Genomic DNA, 22,068 nt, shown 5'->3' on the forward strand with positions numbered 1-22,068 from the left:
TTGGCAACGTCTCAATGCGGAATTCACGTCAACAGCAACTTCAAAAGCAACGGCAACGGCAACTTCAACAGCCTACGTACAGCGAACCGGTTGCGTGGGGTTTATTTACAGGACGAAGTTAACATCCTTAATCAGCGCACCGGGCAGGCGCACGCTGCCGACCCGGCGTTCGCCGTAGGATTCGCTATCGATCAGCAGCTCCCTTTCTTGTGTCAAACCTAGCAGCTTGTTGCCTAGTAGCCGGAACAGCGAATCGTCGAAGCGCATCACATTTAACGGCGCTTTGATTTCGCCGTGCTCGACCCAGAACGTGGCGAAGCGGGTCATGCCGGTGATGCGGCAGTTGGCGCGGTCTGAAAAATTCAGGTACCACAGGTTGCTGATGAAAATGCCGGTATCCAGTTCTGCCAATACGTTGGCCAGCGCTAATTCGCCGGCGCCGAGGTCGAGTGACGAGGTCGCTTCTGCGCCGTCGGCGCCATTGGTGGCGATGCCGTATTCCAGCGCTGTGCGTGGTGAAATCATGCTGCCGGTCAGCTTGCCGTGTTCCAGCAGCGTCAGTTGGTCGGGCTTGATAAAGCCGTCTTGCTGAAAGCCGGGTGCAATGCCGTTGACGGTGTCTTCGATCAGCGTCACGGAAGGATGCAGTGCCAGCCCTTCGGCGCGCATCCGGTGTAATGCACTTTGCTTGGTGCGCAAGGCTTTCTCTGACAGGCCGGACCAGTTCAGCATGCTGACCAGTTCGTTCAGCGCAGTGGGGGTCAGATAGACCCGATAGGCACCGGGTTTGACGGTCACTGATGGTCGCTGCAGGAGCGCCAGTTGTTCTTTGGCGCTGTCAAACTTGGTCTGGAACGCCTGTGCGTCCCATTCCAAACCGGCATACGAGGTCTTTACCGCCTTGTCGCGATTTTGATACAGGCTCCAGTCGAGATTGAAGTTGGCGGTCTGGTGCCAGTTGCGCTGGCCGAGGGAGTTGGCAAAGCCGCGATACACCGGTCCCGCTGCCAGAATCCCGACCAGGTCGCTGCCGTGTGCCGCTCTCAGCACCTGATCGACGATGGCGGCGCTGTCGGGCAATGCGGACGGGACAATGTGTTCGGTGCTGCGGACTTCTTGCGAAAACAGCAGATACGGGTCTTCCGGCAGATCCTCCAGTTGCGCGCGCAACTGACCGAGCATGCGGATGCACTGGGCGTTGTCCGTCGCCGGATCGCCGCCTAGCGTGGCACTGCTTTCGGCATGCCGCTTAGCGGCGATCAGGCGTAGCGATAAGGTCATTTGATGGACGTGGCCAGGTTGCCGGATGAGGCTGCGATTGAAGCGCACGAAGTCCGAGGCTTCTGCTGAAAACCAGCAGGTGTATTGTTCCGGACCTTGCACGCGGCTGCCGAGCAGTGCCGCCAGGTCATAAAAGTATTGCTGCATCTGACTGGTGATCGATTTTTCTGTCGATTGATCTGGTAAGGCGGTCATCACGCATCTCCTCCAAATACCGCGATATCGCTGAACAGGCAGGCCGGTGACGCGTGGCCGACGCGTATCACTTGCGACGGCTCGCCTTTGCCGCAGAAGGGCGTACCCATCACATTGAATGTCGACTGGTCGCCAACCCCTTTCAGGGAGCGCCAGAAGCTCTCGGAAATGCCGCGGTAGTTGGGGTTTTTGACGACGCCTTTGAGTTCGCCATTTTCAATCAGGCGGCCCGACTCACAACCGAATTGAAACTTGTTGCGCGAATCGTCAATCGACCATGAGACGTTGGTATCCATCAATACGCCGCGCTCCACCGATCCGATCAGGTCTTGCAACGAACTGCTGCCGGGTTCGATATTCAGGTTTGCCATGCGATCGATCGGTGGCCGGTTCCAGCTGCAGGCGCGCGAGTTGGCGACGCCGTCGATACCGGCGCGCGCCTGGGAAATGGTGCCGCCCAGCGGCTTTTTAAGGATCCCGTCTTGAATCACGAAGCAGCGTTCGGCAGGACTGCCATCGTCGTCCCATTGATAGCTGGCGAATTGTTCGAGGTGGGTCGGATCGTAGGTCACGTTGAGCAACTCCGAGCCGTACTGGAAATGGCCAAACATATCCAGGGTCACAAAACTGGTGCCGGCAAAGTTGCGCTCATCGCCGAGAATCCGGTCCAGCTCAAGCGGATGGCCGATCGATTCGTGAATTTGCAACATCATTTGCTCGGGCATCAGCAGCAGGTCCATGCTGCCGCTCGGGCAGTTGGGCGCGGCGAGCAACTCCAGCGCCTGCTCGGCGATGCGGTGGCCTGAGCCGTCAAAACCCGCCGCCGCCAGCACTTCCATGCCGCCCTGACGGCAATAGCCATTGTATTGGCCGCCTAAACTGCGGGTTTGCGTATCGGCGCCTTGATGCGCAGTGGCTGCCAGGTTCGGCATCACGTAGCGAAATTGCTGCAGGACGTCGGCGCCGTCGGCGCTCAGATACAGCTGGTCCGAGGCGACCGTGCCGAACGCCGCATACCAGTCGACAATCCGGCTATCGATACGGCAGGCGGCCGACTCGCGCATCAGCAGCGCAATCACTTCCTTGCGTGACCAGGCGCTGTCGGCGCGATGTGCCGCCCCCGCGCCGGCATACCTGCCGCTGGGACGCGGCATGTCGATGCGCGAATAATCCACCACGGAACGTCCTGCACTGGCTTCGGCCCAGCCCTGCGCCCGCTTGAATGCCTCTTTCAGTCCGCTGGCAGTGAGGTCGCCGGTGGCGGCATAACCATAGCCGCCGCGATGCATCACAGCTACCATCACGCCGCGATCGGAGCGGTTGCCGAGTGGTTGCAAAACATCCTGGCGGACGACGATTTGTTCGCTGGTTTCGTCCACCAGGCGTAACGAACAAAAATCTACAGCTGGCGCCAGGCGCTTGAACAGGGAGCGAATATTGTCGTACAAAGGTCACCTCATGAGTGAGTATAAAAAGGGCGAAATGTCGGGGTTCAGGCCTGCAAGCCGCGTGGAATGGCACTCAGCAATGAGCGGGTATAGGCATTGGCCGGATTGCGATACAACTCATCCGAGTTGGCCAGCTCGACGACTTCGCCCTGATGCATCACCATCACCTGATCGGCCATGTATTTGACCACTGCCAGATCGTGTGAAATGAAGATGTAGCTCATGCCGAATTCTTCCTGCAAATCCTGCAACAGATTCAATACCTGCGCCTGCACCGAGACGTCGAGCGCGGAGACCGATTCGTCGCAGACCAATACTTCCGGCTTCAGCGTCAGGCAGCGGGCGATCGCAATCCGTTGCCGCTGGCCGCCGGAAAATTCGTGCGGATAGCGGAGGAAGACGGCGGCCGGCATGCCCACTTTTTGCAGCAATTGCAGCGCCATGTCGACACGTTCCTTGTCATTCCGGCCGATGCCGTGGATGCGCATCGGTTCCAGCAAAATCTGGCCGACCGTAAAGCGCGGATTGAGCGACGCATACGGGTTTTGAAAAATAATCTGGATCCGTCGTTTGTAGGACATGAAGTCCTTGTTCGACATGGCCAGAATATCTTTACCTTCGAACAGCGCCTGTCCGCTGGTGGCTTGATGCAGCCGCAACAAGGTCAGGCCCACCGTGGTCTTGCCGGAACCGGATTCACCCACCACACCGAGGGTTTTGCCGCGCGCCAGCGTGAATGACACGTCGTTGACAGCCTTGAATTCCTTGCGGCCGAACAGGCCGTCGCGGGAGTAAAAACTCTTGCCCAGGTTGCGCACATCGAGCAGGATTTCTTCCTTGCCCGTGAGGCCACGGCTGCGTTGTTTGGCGCTCAGCCCGGGATGATCGATGGCCGGCAAGCCGTTCATGTAGTCGCTGATGACGGGCAAGCGCCACGGGCGGCTGTCGAGTGAAGGGCGACACAGCAACAGTGCCTTGGTGTAGGGATCTTGCGGCGCTTCGAAAATTTGCCGGACATGGCCTTTTTCACGCACTTCGCCGTTGCGCATGACGACTACCTGATCGGCGATTTCCCCCACCAGCGCGAGGTCGTGGGTGATGAACAGGACCGACATTTTATGCCGTTGGCGCAGCGCTTCGATCAAATCGATAATCTGCTTTTGAATGGTCACATCCAGCGCAGTGGTCGGCTCATCCGCGATCAGCAGTTTCGGCTCGCAGGCGATGGCCATGGCGATCATGACGCGCTGCTGCTGGCCGCCGGACAATTGATTCGGATACGCGTCTATTCTGGTCTCCGGGGCCGGGATGCCGACTTCCTTTAACAGGGCGATAGCACGGGCACGGGCTGCTTTGGCATGCATGCCCATGTGCTGCTGCAGGACCTCGCCAATTTGAAAGCCGACGGTAAACACAGGATTGAGCGATGTCATCGGCTCCTGGAAAATCATCGAGATATCCTTGCCGCACAATTGACGTCGCTGCGCCAGCGACAGCGCCAATAAGTTGCGGCCTTCAAACAGGATGCTGCCAGTCGGCGCGACGCTGGCACTGTCGGGTGACAACAAGCCCATCACCGCCAGCGCACTGACCGACTTGCCGCTACCGGATTCGCCGACCAGGGCGACCGTCGTGTTGTACGGAATGTCGAAAGAAATGCCTTTGACTGCCTCGACGCTATGTTTTTTATCGGTGCGAAAGCTGACGCGCAAATCACGTATTTGCAGCAACGGGGCGTGCTGTTCAGGCGCGAACTTAACACCATTCGAATTAAGCATATTCATGGTGCATCCTATTTCAATTTCGGATCAAGTGCATCACGCAGCGCATCGGTGAACAGCGAAAATGCGGTGACCAGAATCGCCATCGCGATACTCGCGGCGGCCAGCTGCCACCACTTGCCGAGAATTAATTCGTTCTGGGCTTCGTTGAGCATGCTGCCCCAGGACACCACGCCGACTGGCACGCCAAAACCGAGAAAGCTCAGGATTACCTCCGACTTGATAAAGCCGACCACCAGAATCGACAGCTGCACCAGCGCCACGTGGCTGACGTTGGGGAAAATGTGCGAAAACATCTTGCGCCAGTGCGACGCGCCGATGGCATCGGCCGCCATCACATATTCACGCGTCTTGTGCTTCATATATTCAGCGCGTATCAGGCGGAAGGTGCCGGTCCAGCCGGTCAGTCCCAGGACCAGCACGATCGTCAGCACGCCTTTTTTCTGCAGCACGGCAGCGACTGCCAGGATCAGCAGCAAATAAGGCAGCGAAGTGAAGATGCTATAGAACCAGTTGAAGACATCATCGACCCAGCCGCCGAAATAGCCTGACACCGCCGCGAAGACGGTGCCGAGCACGGTCGCCAGCAAGGCCGCGACCAGGCCGACCACGATCGAGGTTTCCGCGCCCTTGATGGTTTTCTTGATGATGTCGCGCCCCCATTTGTCGGCACCGAATGGCAAGGTCAATTTACGCGCCGGGATCGCCTTCGACCCGTCTGGGTCATGCGCGACCACCGGGGTGGTCGGGGCAACAGTCTTGCTTGCGCGCAGGGTGCGAATAATCTCGGCTAACGGGTCCAGCGGGTTCTCAGGCGGAGGCGCTTCGACTGTGCCGACGACGCCGTTGCCGTCGCTCCCCGGCTGGGCGCCGACAAAGGTCGGCGGGGCATAATTCACGGCCACTTCATCACGCCAGTCGGCGGCGATCAATCCGCTGCCGGAGAGCAGCAGCACCAGAAAATACAAGGCCACGACTGTGAGTGCCGCCATGGCCACCCAATCGACGCGCAAACGGCGCCAGGCCAGGGCCCAAAGGCCCGGCGACGGTTCCGAGCTCAGCAGTATGGTGGCTGGCGCCGCCCCATTTCTTCTCTTTTTGAAATCCGTGATGATAGACATGGCGATTGCGCTTTCTTACTTCAGCTGAACGCGTGGATCAACCGCCTGATACATCAGATCGGTCAACAGATTGAACAGCATGGTGGCAGCGGCGACATACACGGTGATCGCCTTGATCACCGGAAAATCGCTGCGCTCCACCGCTAAAATGACTTCGCGTCCGATGCCCGGAATCGAGAAGAAGCGCTCGATAAGGAAGGCGCCGATCAGCAGTGCGGGTAAATTCGACATCACATTGGTGATGATGGGAATGGCCGCATTGCGCAGGACGTGCACCCACAGTATGCGTTTCTCGCTGAGGCCCTTGGCGCGTGCGGTGCGCACGTAATCCTGATTGATTTCATCGAGTACGAAGGTGCGGTACAGGCGCAGGCTGGGAGCGATGCTGACCGCCAGTCCGATCAGGATCGGCAAGGCCGAATAGCGAAACAGATTCTCGTTAAAGCTGTTGCCCCAGCCTTGTACCGGAAAGATGCCGAGCTTGTACGCGAACCAGTACTGGAACAGGATGATATACACCAGGATACTGATCGACATGCCCACGGTACAGGCAATCATCACCATGCGATCGGTAATCGAACCGCGCACAAAGGCGATCGCCAGCGCCAGCGCCACCGTGATCAGGGTTTCCAGTATCGTCAGCGGAATCAGGACGGTCAGGGATGGACCAAGCCGCGTCAGGATCACATTCGAAACAGATTCGCCGGTACTCCAGCTGGCGCCGAAGTTGAAGGTGGCGATCTGCTTGATGAAAATCCAGAGTTGCACGTAGTAAGGCTGGTCGATACCGAGCTGGGCGCGGATATTCGCGATTTGCGCCGGGTTCGACATCTTGCCGGCCAAAATATAGGCCGGGTCGCCGCCGACCCAGCTGAACAGGAGAAATACCAGCACGATGACACCGAGCATGGTCGGTGCCATTTGCCATAAACGGCGCAGGATATAAGCGGTCATTGGTGGCGCTCCTCAGGAACAGCTGGCAGACAAGCAGGCCGCAAACAGCCCGCCTAACCATGACGAATGCATTGTCTTGATATCTCCGTGTTAAACAGATGCCGGTTTAATGTTTTTCGATATCCAGATATTGCCAGTCGGCATTCAGAATAGGGTGTTTTTTAAAGCCCTTCACCCACGGCCGCGTGAGCCAGTTGCGGACGCGCGACAGGTGCAACACTTCCGCCGTATCGGCTTCGAGTTGCCGCTCCATACGGGTGTAGAGCAGCTGCCGCTCAGGCCCGTCCGGCAACAGTCGCGCTTTGCGGTAGGCGTCGTCGTATGCCGCGGAGGCGTAGCAGCCGAGATTGCCTTGCCCCGCATTCGGTCCATAGAAGCTCTGCAGAAAATCATCGCCATCCGGGATGCCGGCCGTGCCGCCCAGGCCCCACATCATCAATTTGCACTCGGATGCGGCTTTCAGGTTGTCAGCGAAATTGCTGACGGGGAATTCTGCGCGCACGCCGATCCGATCGAGCGAACGTTTCCATATTTCCATCCGGGCCTGGTCGCGCGAGGAGGCCGAAGAAGAAATCCTGATGGTAAGGGGTTTGCCATCCGGCAGATTGCGATACCCGTCCGGGCCTTTGCGGTACTGAAAATAATCGAGCAGCTTATTCGCCAGGTTGGGGTCATAAGCAATGCTGCTGCGGTACTTCGGGTCAAAACCGGCGACACCGGGCGGCACCTCGGACTGTGCCTTGGTGGCCTGACCGAACCGGACCAGCGTAATTTCATCATCGAGGTTGTATGCCAGCGCAATCGCGCGACGCAGCGCGATTTTCTCTTTCGAGTAACCGCCGACGACGGGATCCTTGAAGTTGAAAAACGTGTGCGTAATTTCTGCACCGACGAAGCGATACAGCGAGACGCCCTGTGCCGTGTATTGCGGTTTCAGCTTGTCTTTATCCAGTACTTTACTCACCGAGCCGCCTTGCAGTTCGCCGATATCCAGCTGGCCGCTGTCAAAGGCCAGCCAGCGCGGCTGGTCTTCCTCGATGATGCTGATTTCAACCCGTCCGATCTGCGGCATGTGCTTGCCCTGCATATCCTTGACGAGTTGTTTGTCCCAGGCGTCGCCGGAGGGTGTGAAGTTCCAGATGAAACCGCGATAGCCGGGATTCGCTTCCAGCACGATTTTGCTGCGCGGAACGTATTCTTTCAGAAAATAAGCGCCGGTTCCGACCGGATGCCGGCCCGCGTCCTGGCCGTAACTTTCGATCACTTCTCGCGCTACGGCACCGGTTGTCGAATTCGCCAGAAGGTAAAGAAAGGTCTGGTCGAGCGCGTTCAACCGGATCCGCAGCGTATACCGATCAGGTGTTTCAAGGCCGGCGACAGGCGCGTCGTAACTGAAGCGGCCGGTTTTTTTGGCGTCCCCGACCAGCGCATCCAGCCCGACGATTTTTCCTTCGAATGCGCTGGCTTGAGCCGAGTGATTTTTCGGATCGAGTATGCGCTTGATGGTGTAGGCATAGTCCTGCGCCGTCAACTCGCGCCGCATGCCTTTGAAGGCCGGGTCCGGCGTAAACAAGATGCCTCTCTTTATATGGAAGACATAGGTCCGGCCGTCCTTGCTGGCGTCGGGCATAGCCTCAGCCGTTGCCGGCACCAGTTTGGCCGGCCGCGCCAAATAATCGTAAGTCAGCAGATTCTCGAATATCGCCTCGCCCACCCACGTCGAATACAGGCTGTTGTTGGTGCGCACCATATCGAAACCATCGTCGGCTGCTTCAAAAGCGATGTGCAGGACCTTGGACGGATCTGCTGGATTTGCAGCAGTTGCCGGATTTGCAATTATCAACGTGCAGCATGCCGCGCAGACCGGTGCAATCAGGAAATGTTTGAGTCGCTTGGAAAGCATCTTTCGTCACCTTTTCGTAGTCATTCATGACAGCCGTATTACCTAAGCTTGTCAAGAACCAGATCAGCATCCGGCGCGCACGCGATGACGTGGTAATTCGGTGACACATGCAACAAAAAGCCGCACCGGCTGGACGTCCTGATATATATTGCTGCGAGGGTAATATTTGTCTTAATCAAGTTTTCGGTCGCCTTGTCTGCCAGCGCCGGTGGCGACCGTCAGCGACTTATTGGAGCTTCTGTTATGCGTGGTGTAATCAAGCATGGTTTGACCTTGATGTGTATTCTGGCGCCGCTGGCCGCAACGGCAGGCGACACCCTGGCAAAGATTCGCGACAGTCAGAGCATCACGTTCGCGTATCGGCAGACCGCCCCGTTTTCCTACACCAATGAAAACAAACAGATCGTCGGCTATTCAATCGACATGTGCCTGAAAATCGCCGAAGCGGTGAAGCGCGAACTGAAGTTGCCGAACCTGAAAGTGCTGTATCTGCCGGTCGATTCGACCACCCGCTTCTCCAGCATCATCGAAGGCCGGGCCGATATGGAATGCGGGTCGACCACCAACAACGCAGACCGCCGCACCCGCGTCGGCTTTACCGTGCCGCACTTCTTTTCCAGCGTACGGATGGTAGTGCAGAACAACAAGGGCATCAAAAACTGGTCGGACCTGAAGGACAAGACCATCGTCATTACCAAGAGCACGACCACCATCGGCCTGGTCAATGACCGCAGCAATGTGCGGGCGCTGAACATCAAGGTGCTGGAAGGCCGCGACGACGCCGAATCGTTCGCCTTCGTCGAGCAGGGCAAGGCCGATGCCTACGCGATGGACGACGTGCTGCTGTACAGCCTGCGCTCAACCGCCAAGAACCCCGCCGGCTTTACCATCATCGGCGATCCGCTGTCGGTCGAGCCGTATTCGCTGATGTTCCGCAAGGATGATCCGACCTTCAAGAAACTGGTGGATCACGAGATGGTGCGGCTGATCAACGACGGCGAATTCCAGAAGATATACAGCTACTGGTTCACCCAGCCGAGCGGTCCCAAAGGGATCAATATGAACATGCCGATGAGTTATCTGCTGCGTGATTCATTGGCTTATCCGTCGGATAAGACTGCTGACTGAGGGGGGATCCTGGCGGGCAGTGCATGGCTGGGTTCTGAGAATCATATAAGCCACTGTTCTGATTGCATAAAAGCGCCCAGGATTCGATGCACCGTATCGTGCCGTCCACGACGCGCTGCCTTCACGACGCATATTTTTCGAACATACTCGCGCCTTGACCCAGTACATCCCTTTCGATGACTGGAATCATATGATGCGATTCATGTTCGATGCTCTCAAATCCAAGCCGCCCAATACTGGATAGCCTGTCTTGGCGCCGCAGACCTCATGAACACCTTTAAATTGAGAACTGCTGCTACGATTGCATCCCGGCATGCAGGCTTTTTTTTGTGCTTTTCGTGGACAAATGTTTTTGAAGTTTTTTGTGATTGCCGTGGAAAAAATAAATCAGATCGGCGCATTGCATCCTATCCGTCGCTCAAGCGGTATGATCTGGCACTGCGCAACCTCAGCAATTATGGATGATGTGGACGATACCGACTTTTTCTGCGTTAACGGTCAAGATTAGATCAGTTCAGCCGCGGTATCTGTTGGCGCTGGCACTATCGTTGACAGCGCATCTTTTTCTGGTCTATTTGCTTGGTATCCATGCCGGGGGTACGCGGCCAGGTGCAGATAAGCAGGCAGGTACCTTAAGTGTCAGGCTGATTGTTGGCGCGAATAATCCTGCCAGCAAGCTTGCCGGTGTCGGCAAAGAGCAGGGGGCAGAGAAAGACACGGTACAGACCCTACCGCCAGCCCCGGTGCGCACCGCTGTGATGGCGGCGAACGAGGATTCCTCCATTTTCTCCACCGTGGCACAGCCTGAACCGTATTATTTTCGCGCCGGCGAACTGACCGAAGAGCCGCGTGTCTTGCTCGACATTTCGCCCGACCTGCGCCTTTCCTTGCCGAATGGATTGTCGCAACTGGCAGTATTGCGCTTGCTGATCAACGAACAGGGCGATATCGATCAGGTCGTCATGGAAGACTCCCCCCTGCCGGAGGAAGTCCAAAAAATAGTGATCGACGCGTTCCTGAAAACAAAATTCCATCCCGGAAAAATCGATGACATGCCGGTCAAGAGCCAACTGCGGATTGAAGTCATGCCGGAGGATATGATCCTATCCCATTAGTTCCCCCCAATTCCTGCCACTCATCCGAGAAAACTGACCGCCTGTCGGAATGTTGCTGCAAGGCTACACTTGCCATATATGCTAGTAGCATGGCGTTGCGTCAATTACCATTCGACATCCTGATATAAGTGAAAATCACAACCATGAACAGAGGCGACTCTCCGGCGTCAGTGAAGCGTGGAACGCCAGGCTTCACCTTGATCGAATTGATGATCACGGTGGCCATTGCCGGCATACTTGCCGCGGTTGCTTATCCGTCTTACGTGAAGTCGGTGCAAAAGGGGCGTCGGGGCTCCGCTCAAGCCTACCTTCTGGACTTGGTGCTGCGGCAGCAGCAATATTTTACCGACAACCGGGCTTACGCCACGGCCGTAGCGACATTAAACGATCCGTTACCGAGCGAAGTATCTCCCTACTACACTGTGGCAATCGCATCGGGCACGATCGCTGCGCCTGCCCAAACGACGCCCCCGGCCTTCGCCATTACCGCTACCGCGATCGGAACGCAAGTCTCGGACGGGAATCTCCAGATCGATAGTACGGGCGCCAAGACGCCGTCCAGCGCGTGGTGACGCCATGACGCCGCGCGGTTTTACGTTGCTGGAATTGATGGTGACAATCACCATCGTGGCCATTCTGGCTGCCATCGGTGTGCCATCTTTTGTCTCGTTGATTGCAAGCCAGAAACTCAAGACAGCGGCCTCTACTCTGCAGGCGTCGCTGAATCTGACGCGTGCCGAAGCCCTGAAACGCAACGCCAACGTCACGCTCTCGCCCAGGCAGGCGGGGCAGTGGAACGCCGGATGGCAAATCCTCGATCCTTCGACCAGCGCTGTCCTGTTTACCACTGAGGCGCTGAGCTCGCTCACCATTACCGGCCCGGCTTCGGTGGTGTACCAAGGCTCCGGACGAGTCAGCGCGGCAGCGAATACCACTTTCAAGTTTTCCTCCGCGGCGAGCACCGACATCCGTTGCGTCGAGGTAGACCTGTCCGGCATCGGCATCGTTACCACCTCAGGCTGCTGACCATGCTACCCTCGCGCTCATGTCGTTTCCAGCCGGGCTTCAGCCTGCTGGAAGCCTTGGTCACCATCGTCATCCTGGCCTTTGGCCTGCTCGGACTGGCCGGAATGCAGGTCAAGACCCAGGCCTCGGAAACCGAATCTTTCCAGCGCGCGCAGGCGATCCTGCTGGTCGAAGACATGGCAAACCGTATCAGCGCCAACCGCGCCAATGCGGCGAGTTATCTTACCGGCACCACGCCCCTGGGCACAGGAGATAGCAGTCAACCAACCGACTGCACTACGCTCACCGGGGCCGCCAGGGATAGTTGCGACTGGAGCTACGAATTGAAGGGCGCGGCCGAGAAGCAGTCCGGAAGTGCGATCGGCGCCATGACCGGAGCCCGGGGCTGCATCGTGCAGATTGGAACCAATCCATCCGTTTATATGATTACGGTGGCATGGCAGGGCATGACGCAACTCAGCGCCCCCTCTCTTGCTTGCGGCCAGAACCTGTATGGCACCGACGGTTACCGCCGGGCGCTCGCCAACCAGGTAACCATCGCCAACCTGAGCGCTCCCTGAGAGACGACGAATGTCCCCTATGCACCATATCTCAGCCAGCCCGCGCCAACGCGGCATTTCCATCATCGAGTTGATGATAGGCATCACAGTGGGACTGCTGGTAGTCGCGGCCGTCACCGGATTGTTCGTCAATAGCAGCCGTAGCCGTGCGGAGACGGAAAAGACCAGCCAGCAGATTGAAAACGGGCGCTACGCGACCCAACTGCTGATGGACGACTTGCAGCTCGCAGGCTATTACGGCGAACTGAATCCTGCCGCTGCCGGGGTCGTCTCGACCCCAACCACCAAGCCGGATCCGTGCGCCACCGATGCGGCCAGCCTTAAAGCTGCGCTCGCGCTGCCGATTCAAGGTGTCGACAACGGTGCGACGGTCCCAGGCTGTGTGTCCGACGCGCGTACAGGCAGCGACATCGTGGTGATCCGCCGCGCCAGCACCTGTACGGCGGGCAGTACCGGTTGCGATGCCGTGGACACCAGCAAATTAACCTATTTCCAGACCGCCCTATGTTCGCACAGTGCGGGCACATATGTGATCGATACCAATGCAGCGAGTTTCTTTCTGACCAAGACCGATTGCAGCACTGTCGCCGGCCTGCGTGCCTACTACACCCGCATCTATTTCGTCGCCAACAATAACAAGGCGGGCGACGGCATTCCCACCCTGAAGGTGGCGGAGCTTGGCAGCGGCGCATTCACAATCTCATCCCTGGTGGCAGGGATCGAGCAACTGCAGGTGGAATACGGCATCGACACCAACGCCGACGGTAGTCCCGATGCCTATACCGCCAACCCCGACACCTACGGTACTTGCACCGGCGTCGCCTGCCAAACCAACTGGCGCGAGGTGACAGCAGTGAAGCTGCATATCCTGGCCCGCAACACCCAGTCCAGCACCGGCTTCAGCGACACCCGGACCTATGTCCTGGGCCAGAAGGCAGACGGAAGCGATAACGTGTTCGGCCCCTACAACGATGCCTACAAGCGCCACGCTTATAGCACGGTGGTCCGTCTCAACAACGTCGCAGGGAGATTCGAATGAGCATTCGACGTCCGCTAATGCATGCCCGGCAAGGTGGCATCGCCCTGGTAGTCGGACTCATCATGCTGTTGCTGATGACCATGCTGGCCATCTCCGCCTTCCGCATGGGCTCGGTCCAGACCGTGGTGGTCTCGAACGCCCAGCACCGGAATCAAGGGCTGGCGGCAGCGCAGGCGGCAATCGATACCGTGGTCAATTCCAGCAATTTCACCGTCAATCCGGGCGCGGCAATTACCAATACCAATTGCGCCGGCGGCGGCGGGGCCAACGTCCTGTGCGTGGCCAGCAACGGCGACAGCGTCAACGATTTCACGGTCACGCTTACCCCGCAACCGTTCTGCGTCATGGCCGCCGTCATTCCGGCAGTCCAGCTTGATTTGAGCAGCGGCGCCAACGCCCCGGATCTGGGCTGCCTGAGCGGGCCGCAGCAGGGGGAATTTGCCGTGTCCGGCGCCGTCGGCGGCAATTCTCTTTGCGCCACCTCGACCTGGGAGGTAGGCGCCCAGGCGGCGGACAGCAGCACCAACACCATAGTCAAACTGACGCAGGGAATAGGGCAACGTATCCTGACCGCCCAAATGACATCCTACTGCCCATCATAGCGAGTGAATCCATCATGCAGATCAAAATGAAAACTACCGCCCGGCTGCTGGCAGTCTGCCTGACTCTTTCCGCCCTCGCGTCGTTGTCGGCCTGGGCCGTAGATACGGACATTTTCACAGCGAGCAGCACCGCCACCGCGCCGAATGTCCTGATCATCCTCGACAATACGTCGAACTGGTCGCGTAACGATGAGAAATTTCCCGATGGCAACGGCGGGACGATTACCCAGGGTCAGGCTGAAGTCGACGCGATCAAGTCCGTGATCCAGAACCTGGGCGGATTCGTCAACGTCGGGCTGATGGAATTCGTCACCGGCGGGCCGGCTACCGACAATGGCGGTTACATCCGGTATGCCGTTTCCCCGATGGGGGCGGGCCAGACCACTGGCGCCACCAACAAGTCCAATTTCAGCGCCATCCTGACGACGATCTACAACAGCATTACTTCACCCAATGAGAAAACCAATTCCGGGATGTCTTACGGCAACCTGATGTACGACGCCTACAACTACTGGTCCGGGAACAAACCTTACGCAACTAGCGGCGACGTGGTTGGCAGCCTGGCCGACTCAAACGGCTATACGACCAACTATACCCAATTCAAGGCGCCCTTATCGGCCGCGAATACCTGCGACCACAATTACATCATTTTCATCGGCAATCCTCCATCCAAAGGGCCATCGTCCGACGATTCCACCAACACCGCAGCCTTGGCGGCCGTGGGGGGCAGCACCAGCCAATTGCCATTGCAACAATACAGCACCACGACCCAAAACGTGGCGACCAACCTGGGTTACTCGTCCGCATGCTTTACCAGCCAGCCCAGCGGGACGCCGACAGACTACGCTGCCCAATGCCCGAGCACCGGTACCACATGGGATAGTTGCAGCTACAGCACCAGCGACACTACCACCGCGCTGCCGACCTGTGCCACCGGTACTTCGCGCTATTCCGTGGTGGCGACTGTTCCGACCAGCACTACCTCAAGCAGCGTAGTGACAACGAGTACCAACACCGGCACGTCGACATCCTGTTATTCCAGTTCCGGTAGCTGGACCAGTAGCGACACAGGCACACTGACCTGCCCTGCGAACACCAGCGTAACCTCGGGCGGCACGACTACAGCTACTAGCTACAGCTGCAGCTACGCGTTGACCTCAAGTACGCCGGCCAGCTCGTGCGCATCTACCGTTACAGGCCCTACCTCCGGCACTGCCACCACAAGCACGGCTGCGTCAACATCGTGCTATACAGGCGTTTCCACAGGGAACACTAAATGGAGCAATTCAACTGATCACGGCACACTGACATGCCCAGCGTCCACATCCAGCACGGTAGGAGCTACGACCACAGCCACAACCTATAGCTGTACCTATAGCGGTGTGCTAGGCAGCACCGCAGGATGCTCTTCAAACCAACATATCAACGTGACGCAAACAGCAACACCTTCCGTCACGACTACGACCACGAACTCCAAATATAGCGTCACCCAGACCGTTACGAAAACCGTCGCAACGTCAACCGTTACCGGCTCCACCCAATCCACCCTGGGCAACACCTTTGCCTGCTACAGCAGCCTCCCCAGCGGTACGCCGACAGACTATACCTGCCCATCCGGCTCATCGTGTTCTTACAGCAGCACCGGCGCCACCACCGGCGGCATCTGTCCAGCGGGAGCCCGCTACCAGGCCCTGGGCTACACCAGCACCATCGTTTCAACCCCTACCTCGCCCGCCGTCTACGCTACCGATACCGCCCCCTATAATGCGGACGAATGGGCGCGTTTCCTGTACCAGACCGGCGTGCCGGTGGCGGGCACTACGACAAAAGCTACCGCATCCACGTACACCATCGACGTATACGGCATCAAACCGAGCGGGACCCAGTCGAGCCTGCTCAGCAGCATGGCGAAGGCAGGCGGCGGACGCTATTTTTCCGCTACCAACGAGGCGGCAATCATCACTGCCCTGAAAAATATTTTCAGCGAAATTCAGGCGACCAATGCGACCTTTGCCTCGGCCGCGCTGCCGATTTCCTCGACGCAACGGGCGCAGAATGACAACCAGGTGTATATAGGCGTGTTCCGCCCGGATCCGCAAGCTTTCCCGCGCTGGTTCGGCAATATGAAGCGCTACCAGCTGGGCGTCGTGAATGGCGGCATCGATCTGGTGGATATGAACAATGTCCAGGCGATCAGCACCGTCACCGGCTTCCTCGCACCCTGCGCGCAAAGCTACTGGACCGTGGACTCGGCCAATTATTGGGCTACTGTCAGCGGCAGCACGGTCAGCCCGCGTATTTTTACCACCACGGCCTCCACAGCCGGAACGGCATGGACCACGCAAGGGGATGACACCGCCCTTGCCAAGGGCGGATGCACAACCCTGGGCAGCGCCTATTCGGATCTGCCGGACGGCCCGACAGTGGAAAAGGGCGGGGCTGCGGAAATCATGCGGGGCAGCACCACCAGTCGCACCGTGAAAACCCTGTCCGGAACGTCTCTGGTGGATTTCAACACCGTCACCAGCCTGTCGAGCAATTCGGTAATCAATGCGAATATCGTCAATTTCATCTTGGGTCAGGACGTCACCGGCGAGATCGGCGGCACCGCCTCCACCAATAATCGCCCTTCCATCCACGGCGCGGTGGTGCATTCGCGGCCATTGCCGGTCGATTTCGGCGGCAGCGTCGGGGTCAAGGTGTTCTACGGCAGCAACGACGGCACCTACCGCAGCGTGAATGCCGCCACCGGCGCCGAGGATTGGGCCTTTGTGCCGCCCGAGTCGAATTCCTATTTGCAACGCCTGATGGACAACACGCCGCTGGTCCAGACCCCGTCGCCGACGCCGCCCGGCCAGACCGCCGCTGCAGGCACGCCCAAGGATTTTTTCTTCGACGGTTCCACCGGCCTGTACCAGAACAGCGACAACAGCAAGGTCTGGATCTACCCGTCCATGCGCCGCGGCGGACGCATGCTGTACGCCTTTGACGTGTCCACCCCGGCAACCCCCAGCACCTACCCGACCTTCAAATGGAAGGCGGGCTGTCCCAACTTGGGCAACGATACCGGCTGCACCACCGACAAGAACAACGTCTCCATGTCCGCCATCGGCCAGACCTGGTCCACCCCTAACCTGGTGTTCCTGAACGGTTATTCGACCACCACCCCGGTGCTGGTGGTGGGAGGCGGCTACGATACCTGCGAAGATGCCGACACCGCTTCCCCTTCCTGTACCAGCCCGAAGGGCGCTGGCGTGTATGTGCTGGACGCCAACGACGGCAGCGTGGTCGCTTTCTTTGCCACCGATCGCAGCGTCGCAGGCGACGTCGCGCTGGTCGATATCAACCAGGATGGTACAGTGGACGCGGCCTACGTCGCGGATACCGGGGGCAGTCTGTACCGGATCAATTTTTCCGACCCCAGCAGCTTCGCACCGTTCCTCAAGGGGCAGTGGGCCATTACCAAAGTCGCCTACACCAGCGGCGCCTCGCGCAAGTTCCTGTTCGCGCCGGCGGTAACGCCTTACAAGAACCAGGTGTATGTCGCCATCGGGTCGGGCGACCGCGAGCATCCGACAGGCCTGAGCTACCCGTATACCACGCCGGTGGTGAATCGCGCCTATGTCTATCTGGACGATCCGACCAAGTCCACGCTGACCAACCTGGACACCATGCTCAACCGCAGCAATGCGGCGACCGATACCTGCACCTCGTCGTCAGTCCTGCCGGGCGGCGTGGATAAGGGCTGGTATATGGACCTCACGGCCTACGGAACAGGGGAGCAGACGGTAACCACCGCTATCATCACCGCCGGCATGGTGGCCTTCAGCACCAACCGGCCGATAGTCAACGCCGCCTCCTGCTCCAGTGCCTTGGGCGAGGCCCGCGGGTATTGGCTGAATCTCCTCAATGGTTCCGGCGCGATCGGCGTGACCGGTACTTGCGGCGGCACTCGCTCCTCCACCTTTGTCGGCGGCGGATTGCCCCCGTCCCCGGTGACCGGAATAGTCACCGTCAACGGCGCAGCGCAAAACGTGGTGATCGGCGCCGCCAAGCGTGACGGCACGGCCAGTACGGCGATCGGCGGGCAGGAGCTGAATCCATCCATTTCAACCAAGCGTTCCCGCATCTACTGGCGGACCGCCGGCGACACGTATTGACGGGTGACCGCAACGCCCTGTCCACGAAAGACCTGAAAAAAACGTCAAGCACATCTGTCTACGAAATACACGAAAGGAAAAACAACATCTTGGGTAGGCTGAGATTGCATTCAACGAAGTAATCGGCGGGCTGCAGCAAATCACGCCGAAGAAACGGTTGCCGAATTTGCCGTGGCATAGCGGAATGAGGTGCCTGAGAATACCAATTCCCCATCCGCAGATTCACGCAGATTATTTGAAACAGAATCTGCGAAAATCTGCATAATCTGTGGATTAAAAGTGTTTCTTGAGAGCCTACTCGCCGCGTAAGGCGCGTGTCGGGAGACAGGGTGTAGTTTTTCCTTTCGTGCTTTTCGTGGACCAACGCTTTTGACGTTTCTTCAGGAATGTGGTCAGGCCGAATACCAGGAAAAGCCCGACGTTATCGACATCATGCTCTCGACGAGGCGCACTCCACCTTATCTGGACTGCGCTAGCATGCGGGATATCCCACAGACGAGGCGCCGACCGGCGTGCAGATGCCCACCTTGCCGACAAGACTGAGATTTACCTGTGCCTGCTCTCCGAGAGCGGACTGGATACGGCATTGCCTGCCGGCGTAGCAAAGCCCCGCACTGGATCGAAGCTTGGATCCGATGCAAATGTGGCAGTGGTGAGTGTGGCGCCGGTGAAATTTCTGGAGCCGACCTGTTTCAGATCGCAACTGCCAGCCGTCGCGCAAGTGCAGGCGCTGCCGAGCTTCATCCCGTAGCACCATGATGCGCCGGTGGAGGAGTTGATAAATACAGTCTGCTTGCTTTTGATTGCTTGCAGGCGGGCAAATTGGAGATCGCCGCGCAGCGCGTCGGCCGCGCCTTTGAGCCAATATTTGTCGATTGCGTCCTGAAAGCTGGGCAATGCCCGAGCCGCCAAAATACCGATGATCGCAACCACAAGCAACCTTGTGACGATCGTGATGCCTTGCTGTCGCGTCCAGCGCAGCGCAGATTTCATCATTGACTCCGGAAAGTAGTGTTCGGATCATACTTTGTCGCTTCCCCCGGTCGGAAAAGGCGGTGCGGCCCAGCAAATCAGGCTCGCCAACCTGACCGACAACTATGCGACGAATCCGTCGAGTCCGCGCAATGTCTACACCTGCCTTGGATCAAGCTGCGCAGCCAACAGCCTGCTCTCATCGATGCCATTCGCAACCACCAATGCGAATATCACGGCGGCAATCCTCGGCACCAACGTTCCGGCGCTGGGCATCACATCGATCGCGCGCAGCAGCAGCACCGCGACCGTCACACTCTCTTCAGCGCCCAGTCCGGCACTGGTTGCAGGACAGTCCGTGACGATTGCAGGATCGCAATATCGAGAGTTCAACGGGACCTTCTCCATCACCCCGCTGACCACGACGACTTGCAGTTATCCCATCGCGATAGACCCGCCGACACCGTCGACCGGCACTTATACTGCCACTGTGCCGTCCAATCCGATCGCCGTATCGCTGACACGATCGGGTACGACCGTTACCGGCACGTCCACAGTTGCCCATGTCTATGCGACAGGACAGACGGTCACGATCGCGGGGGCGACCGGTTCGCGCTACAACGGCAGCTGGACGATCACCAACACGGGGACGAGTTGCACCGGGGGCACCAAGTCAGGCAACAAACCGCTTAGCTTCTGCTTCAATATCACCAGCACCCCCGCATCGCCAGACCCGAGCGCTGCAATTACTGCAGATGGTGGAACCAGTCCACTCGCCATCACGAGTATTTCTTACACCGTCGGCACCTGTTCCGCTACGGCCTATTCCACGGTTCTGGTCACGGCGGCCACATCTTCAGCGCCAACTTTTGTGGCCGGTGCCCTCGTCAGTGTGGGAGGTACGGTCGCGGCCAGCGAAAGTGCTTACGTTGGCAGCTTCAAGGTTGTCAGCGTTAAAACCAGTACGCCGTACAACTTCACCTATAACATTCCGACGAGCCCCGGAACTGCCGCGACCTGCACCGATTCCACCTCGGGCATGACCGCGTCGACGCAAGGTGTCAGCAGGGATTCGCTGATCAACTGGCTGCGCGGCGACGACAACATCGGCGACGAGGCCAGCCCCGGCAATGGCATCACGATCCGCCCCTCGGTGCACGGCGATATACTGCACTCGCGCCCTGCGGTCATCAATTACGGGCGCACGACCGGCATCGTCGTCTTCTATGGCGCCAACGACGGCACCTTCCGTGCCGTCAATGGCAATCAGCCGCCGGCCGCCAACGCTGCGCCGGCCCCGATGGGGTCGTGCACGCTATCCACGAAATGCAACATCGGGGGGATTCCTCCGGGCGGGGAGCTGTGGAGCTTCGTGCCGTCCGAGTTCTATCCGAAGCTGCAGCGGCTCTACAGCAACAGCCCCATCGTGCAGCTCGCCACCACGCCCACGGGCATCATGCCGACACCGCAGCCCAAGGACTACTACTTCGACGGCACGCCGGGCCTGTATCAGAACGCTGCGGCCGGCAAGGCCTACATCTTCCTGTCCGCGCGCCGCGGCGGGCGCCTGCTGTATGCGCTGGATGTGAGCGATCCCACTGCACCGAAGTTCATGTGGGAGCACACCAACGCGGATGCGGGCTTTTCCGAACTCGGACAGACCTGGTCGCAACCCAAGGTGGCCTTCATCAAAGGTAATACAAACCCCGTGCTGATCTTCGGCGCCGGGTACGACCCCAATGAGGATGCCGAGCCGCCCACCACCGATACCATGGGCCGCGGCATCTTCATCCTCGATGCCGTGACCGGCGCGTTGCTGTGGCAGGCCTCGCCCAACACTAGCTGTGCGACTGGCGCCACCTGCGTGCAGGTGACTGGCATGACCTATGCCATGCCGGCGGACATCACGCTGGTCGACCGCAACTTCGACGGCTACATCGACCGGCTCTACGCGGCCGATCTCGGCGGCAACATCTGGCGTGTGGACCTCGAACCCGTGTCGGGGAGCACTTCACTCAGCAAAGCACAAGTCACGCTGCTTGCGGCGCTGGGCGGAACAGGCACCACCAAGCGCAAGATGTTCTTCCCGCCGGACGTCGTACCGACGACAAAATACGACGTAGTCGTCGCGAGCACCGGCGATCGCGAACACCCGCTGTCCACCCAGCAGGCCGACAATATCGTGAACCGCTTCTATATGGTCAAGGACACCAATGTCGGCATGAGCGCCGCAGGCTGGACAGCCGTGTCCGATGCCACCAGCAGTACGGCCGACAACCAGCCCGCCATGCTGTTCAATGCAACGTCGACTACCTACGACAAGTCCCTCAGCGGCTTCTACATCACCTTGTCGGGAACGGGGGAGAAGGGCGTGAACGCGCCAACGACGGTCGGTGGTACTGTCTACTTCGGCACGAACAAGCCGGGCGCCGTCAGCACCACCAGCTGCCAAGGCAATCTCGGCACGGCGCAAGGCTACGCGGTGAACTTCATGACGGGGCAATGGACTTCCACGGTGTTCGCCGGCGGAGGGCTGCCGCCGTCCCCGGTGTACGGCATCGTCACGGTCAGCGTCAACGGTAAGCCGCGGCAGCTGCCTTTCCTGATCGGCAGTGGGACTGGCTCGGGCGTCGACTCGACGTCGGGCCTGGGCGTAGCGAAGGCGAATATTCCCGTTAAGTCGACGAGGAAGAGAACCTACTGGTATCGGAACGTCGATCAATGAGACGAAGAGGGCAAAGGCGCAGGGCTCTGCGCCAGCGCTTTGAAGGACAAGACCACCG

Annotated in this window: 17 protein-coding genes; 10 read left to right on the forward strand and 7 right to left on the reverse strand. The window is 58.8% G+C overall.

All coding sequences use genetic code 11. The annotated features are described in order from the left end of the window. Positions 1–105: 105 nt before the first annotated feature. The 6 genes from AC3CHX_RS03590 to AC3CHX_RS03615 form a co-directional block, all read right to left on the reverse strand. A complete protein-coding gene (locus AC3CHX_RS03590; RefSeq protein ID WP_488642733.1) occupies positions 106–1,476 on the reverse strand; it encodes a TldD/PmbA family protein in 1,371 nt (456 codons plus the stop codon). After that, positions 1,476–2,924, reverse strand: coding sequence for a TldD/PmbA family protein (locus AC3CHX_RS03595; protein ID WP_488642734.1), 1,449 nt, complete (start codon positions 2,922–2,924; stop codon positions 1,476–1,478). Before AC3CHX_RS03595 ends, AC3CHX_RS03590 begins: the two co-directional genes overlap by 1 nt. A gap of 44 nt (positions 2,925–2,968) precedes the next feature. After that, positions 2,969–4,708, reverse strand: coding sequence for an ABC transporter ATP-binding protein (locus AC3CHX_RS03600; RefSeq protein ID WP_488642735.1), 1,740 nt, complete (start codon positions 4,706–4,708; stop codon positions 2,969–2,971). An 8-nt stretch (positions 4,709–4,716) separates the two neighbouring features. Continuing rightward, complete coding sequence (locus tag AC3CHX_RS03605; RefSeq protein WP_488642736.1) at positions 4,717–5,826, reverse strand: ABC transporter permease; 1,110 nt, start codon at positions 5,824–5,826, stop codon at positions 4,717–4,719. 15 nt (positions 5,827–5,841) lie between these two features. Continuing rightward, a complete protein-coding gene (locus AC3CHX_RS03610) occupies positions 5,842–6,780 on the reverse strand; it encodes an ABC transporter permease (protein WP_488642737.1) in 939 nt (312 codons plus the stop codon). Positions 6,781–6,886: 106 nt separating this feature from the next. Beyond that, entirely contained in the window at positions 6,887–8,683 is a 1,797-nt protein-coding gene (locus tag AC3CHX_RS03615) for an ABC transporter substrate-binding protein (protein WP_488642738.1), read from the reverse strand. A gap of 243 nt (positions 8,684–8,926) precedes the next feature. Between AC3CHX_RS03615 and AC3CHX_RS03620 the strand changes: the two genes are divergently transcribed. The 9 genes from AC3CHX_RS03620 to AC3CHX_RS03660 all read left to right on the forward strand — a co-directional run bounded on the left by AC3CHX_RS03620 (position 8,927) and on the right by AC3CHX_RS03660 (position 18,313). Next, positions 8,927–9,811 carry an amino acid ABC transporter substrate-binding protein gene (locus AC3CHX_RS03620; protein WP_488642739.1) on the forward strand — a complete coding sequence of 295 codons (885 nt, stop codon included), beginning with the start codon at positions 8,927–8,929 and terminating at the stop codon, positions 9,809–9,811. A 267-nt stretch (positions 9,812–10,078) separates the two neighbouring features. Further along, complete coding sequence (locus AC3CHX_RS03625) at positions 10,079–10,276, forward strand: hypothetical protein (RefSeq protein ID WP_488642740.1); 198 nt, start codon at positions 10,079–10,081, stop codon at positions 10,274–10,276. Positions 10,277–10,359: 83 nt separating this feature from the next. Further along, positions 10,360–10,926, forward strand: a complete 567-nt coding sequence (locus AC3CHX_RS03630; RefSeq protein WP_488642741.1) for an energy transducer TonB — start codon at positions 10,360–10,362, stop codon at positions 10,924–10,926. 143 nt (positions 10,927–11,069) lie between these two features. Further along, positions 11,070–11,498, forward strand: a complete 429-nt coding sequence (locus AC3CHX_RS03635; protein WP_488642742.1) for a type IV pilin protein — start codon at positions 11,070–11,072, stop codon at positions 11,496–11,498. Between the two features lie 4 nt (positions 11,499–11,502). Beyond that, a complete protein-coding gene (locus tag AC3CHX_RS03640; protein WP_488642743.1) occupies positions 11,503–11,952 on the forward strand; it encodes a GspH/FimT family pseudopilin in 450 nt (149 codons plus the stop codon). Positions 11,953–11,954: 2 nt separating this feature from the next. Further along, entirely contained in the window at positions 11,955–12,512 is a 558-nt protein-coding gene (pilV, locus tag AC3CHX_RS03645; protein WP_488642744.1) for a type IV pilus modification protein PilV, read from the forward strand. 19 nt (positions 12,513–12,531) lie between these two features. After that, complete coding sequence (locus AC3CHX_RS03650; protein WP_488642745.1) at positions 12,532–13,551, forward strand: PilW family protein; 1,020 nt, start codon at positions 12,532–12,534, stop codon at positions 13,549–13,551. Continuing rightward, positions 13,548–14,153 carry a PilX N-terminal domain-containing pilus assembly protein gene (locus tag AC3CHX_RS03655; protein ID WP_488642746.1) on the forward strand — a complete coding sequence of 202 codons (606 nt, stop codon included), beginning with the start codon at positions 13,548–13,550 and terminating at the stop codon, positions 14,151–14,153. Before AC3CHX_RS03650 ends, AC3CHX_RS03655 begins: the two co-directional genes overlap by 4 nt. A gap of 26 nt (positions 14,154–14,179) precedes the next feature. After that, complete coding sequence (locus AC3CHX_RS03660) at positions 14,180–18,313, forward strand: pilus assembly protein (protein WP_488642747.1); 4,134 nt, start codon at positions 14,180–14,182, stop codon at positions 18,311–18,313. Between the two features lie 546 nt (positions 18,314–18,859). Here the strand turns inward: AC3CHX_RS03660 and AC3CHX_RS03665 are convergent. After that, on the reverse strand, positions 18,860–19,309 hold the full coding sequence (locus tag AC3CHX_RS03665) for a GspH/FimT family pseudopilin (RefSeq protein WP_488642748.1): 450 nt from the start codon (positions 19,307–19,309) through the stop codon (positions 18,860–18,862). A 31-nt stretch (positions 19,310–19,340) separates the two neighbouring features. On the opposite strand from AC3CHX_RS03665, the gene AC3CHX_RS03670 reads away from it, so the two are divergent. After that, positions 19,341–22,010 carry a pilus assembly protein gene (locus AC3CHX_RS03670; RefSeq protein ID WP_488642749.1) on the forward strand — a complete coding sequence of 890 codons (2,670 nt, stop codon included), beginning with the start codon at positions 19,341–19,343 and terminating at the stop codon, positions 22,008–22,010. Positions 22,011–22,068: the final 58 nt, after the last annotated feature.

The organism is Glaciimonas sp. OK215 (genome assembly GCF_057787885.1).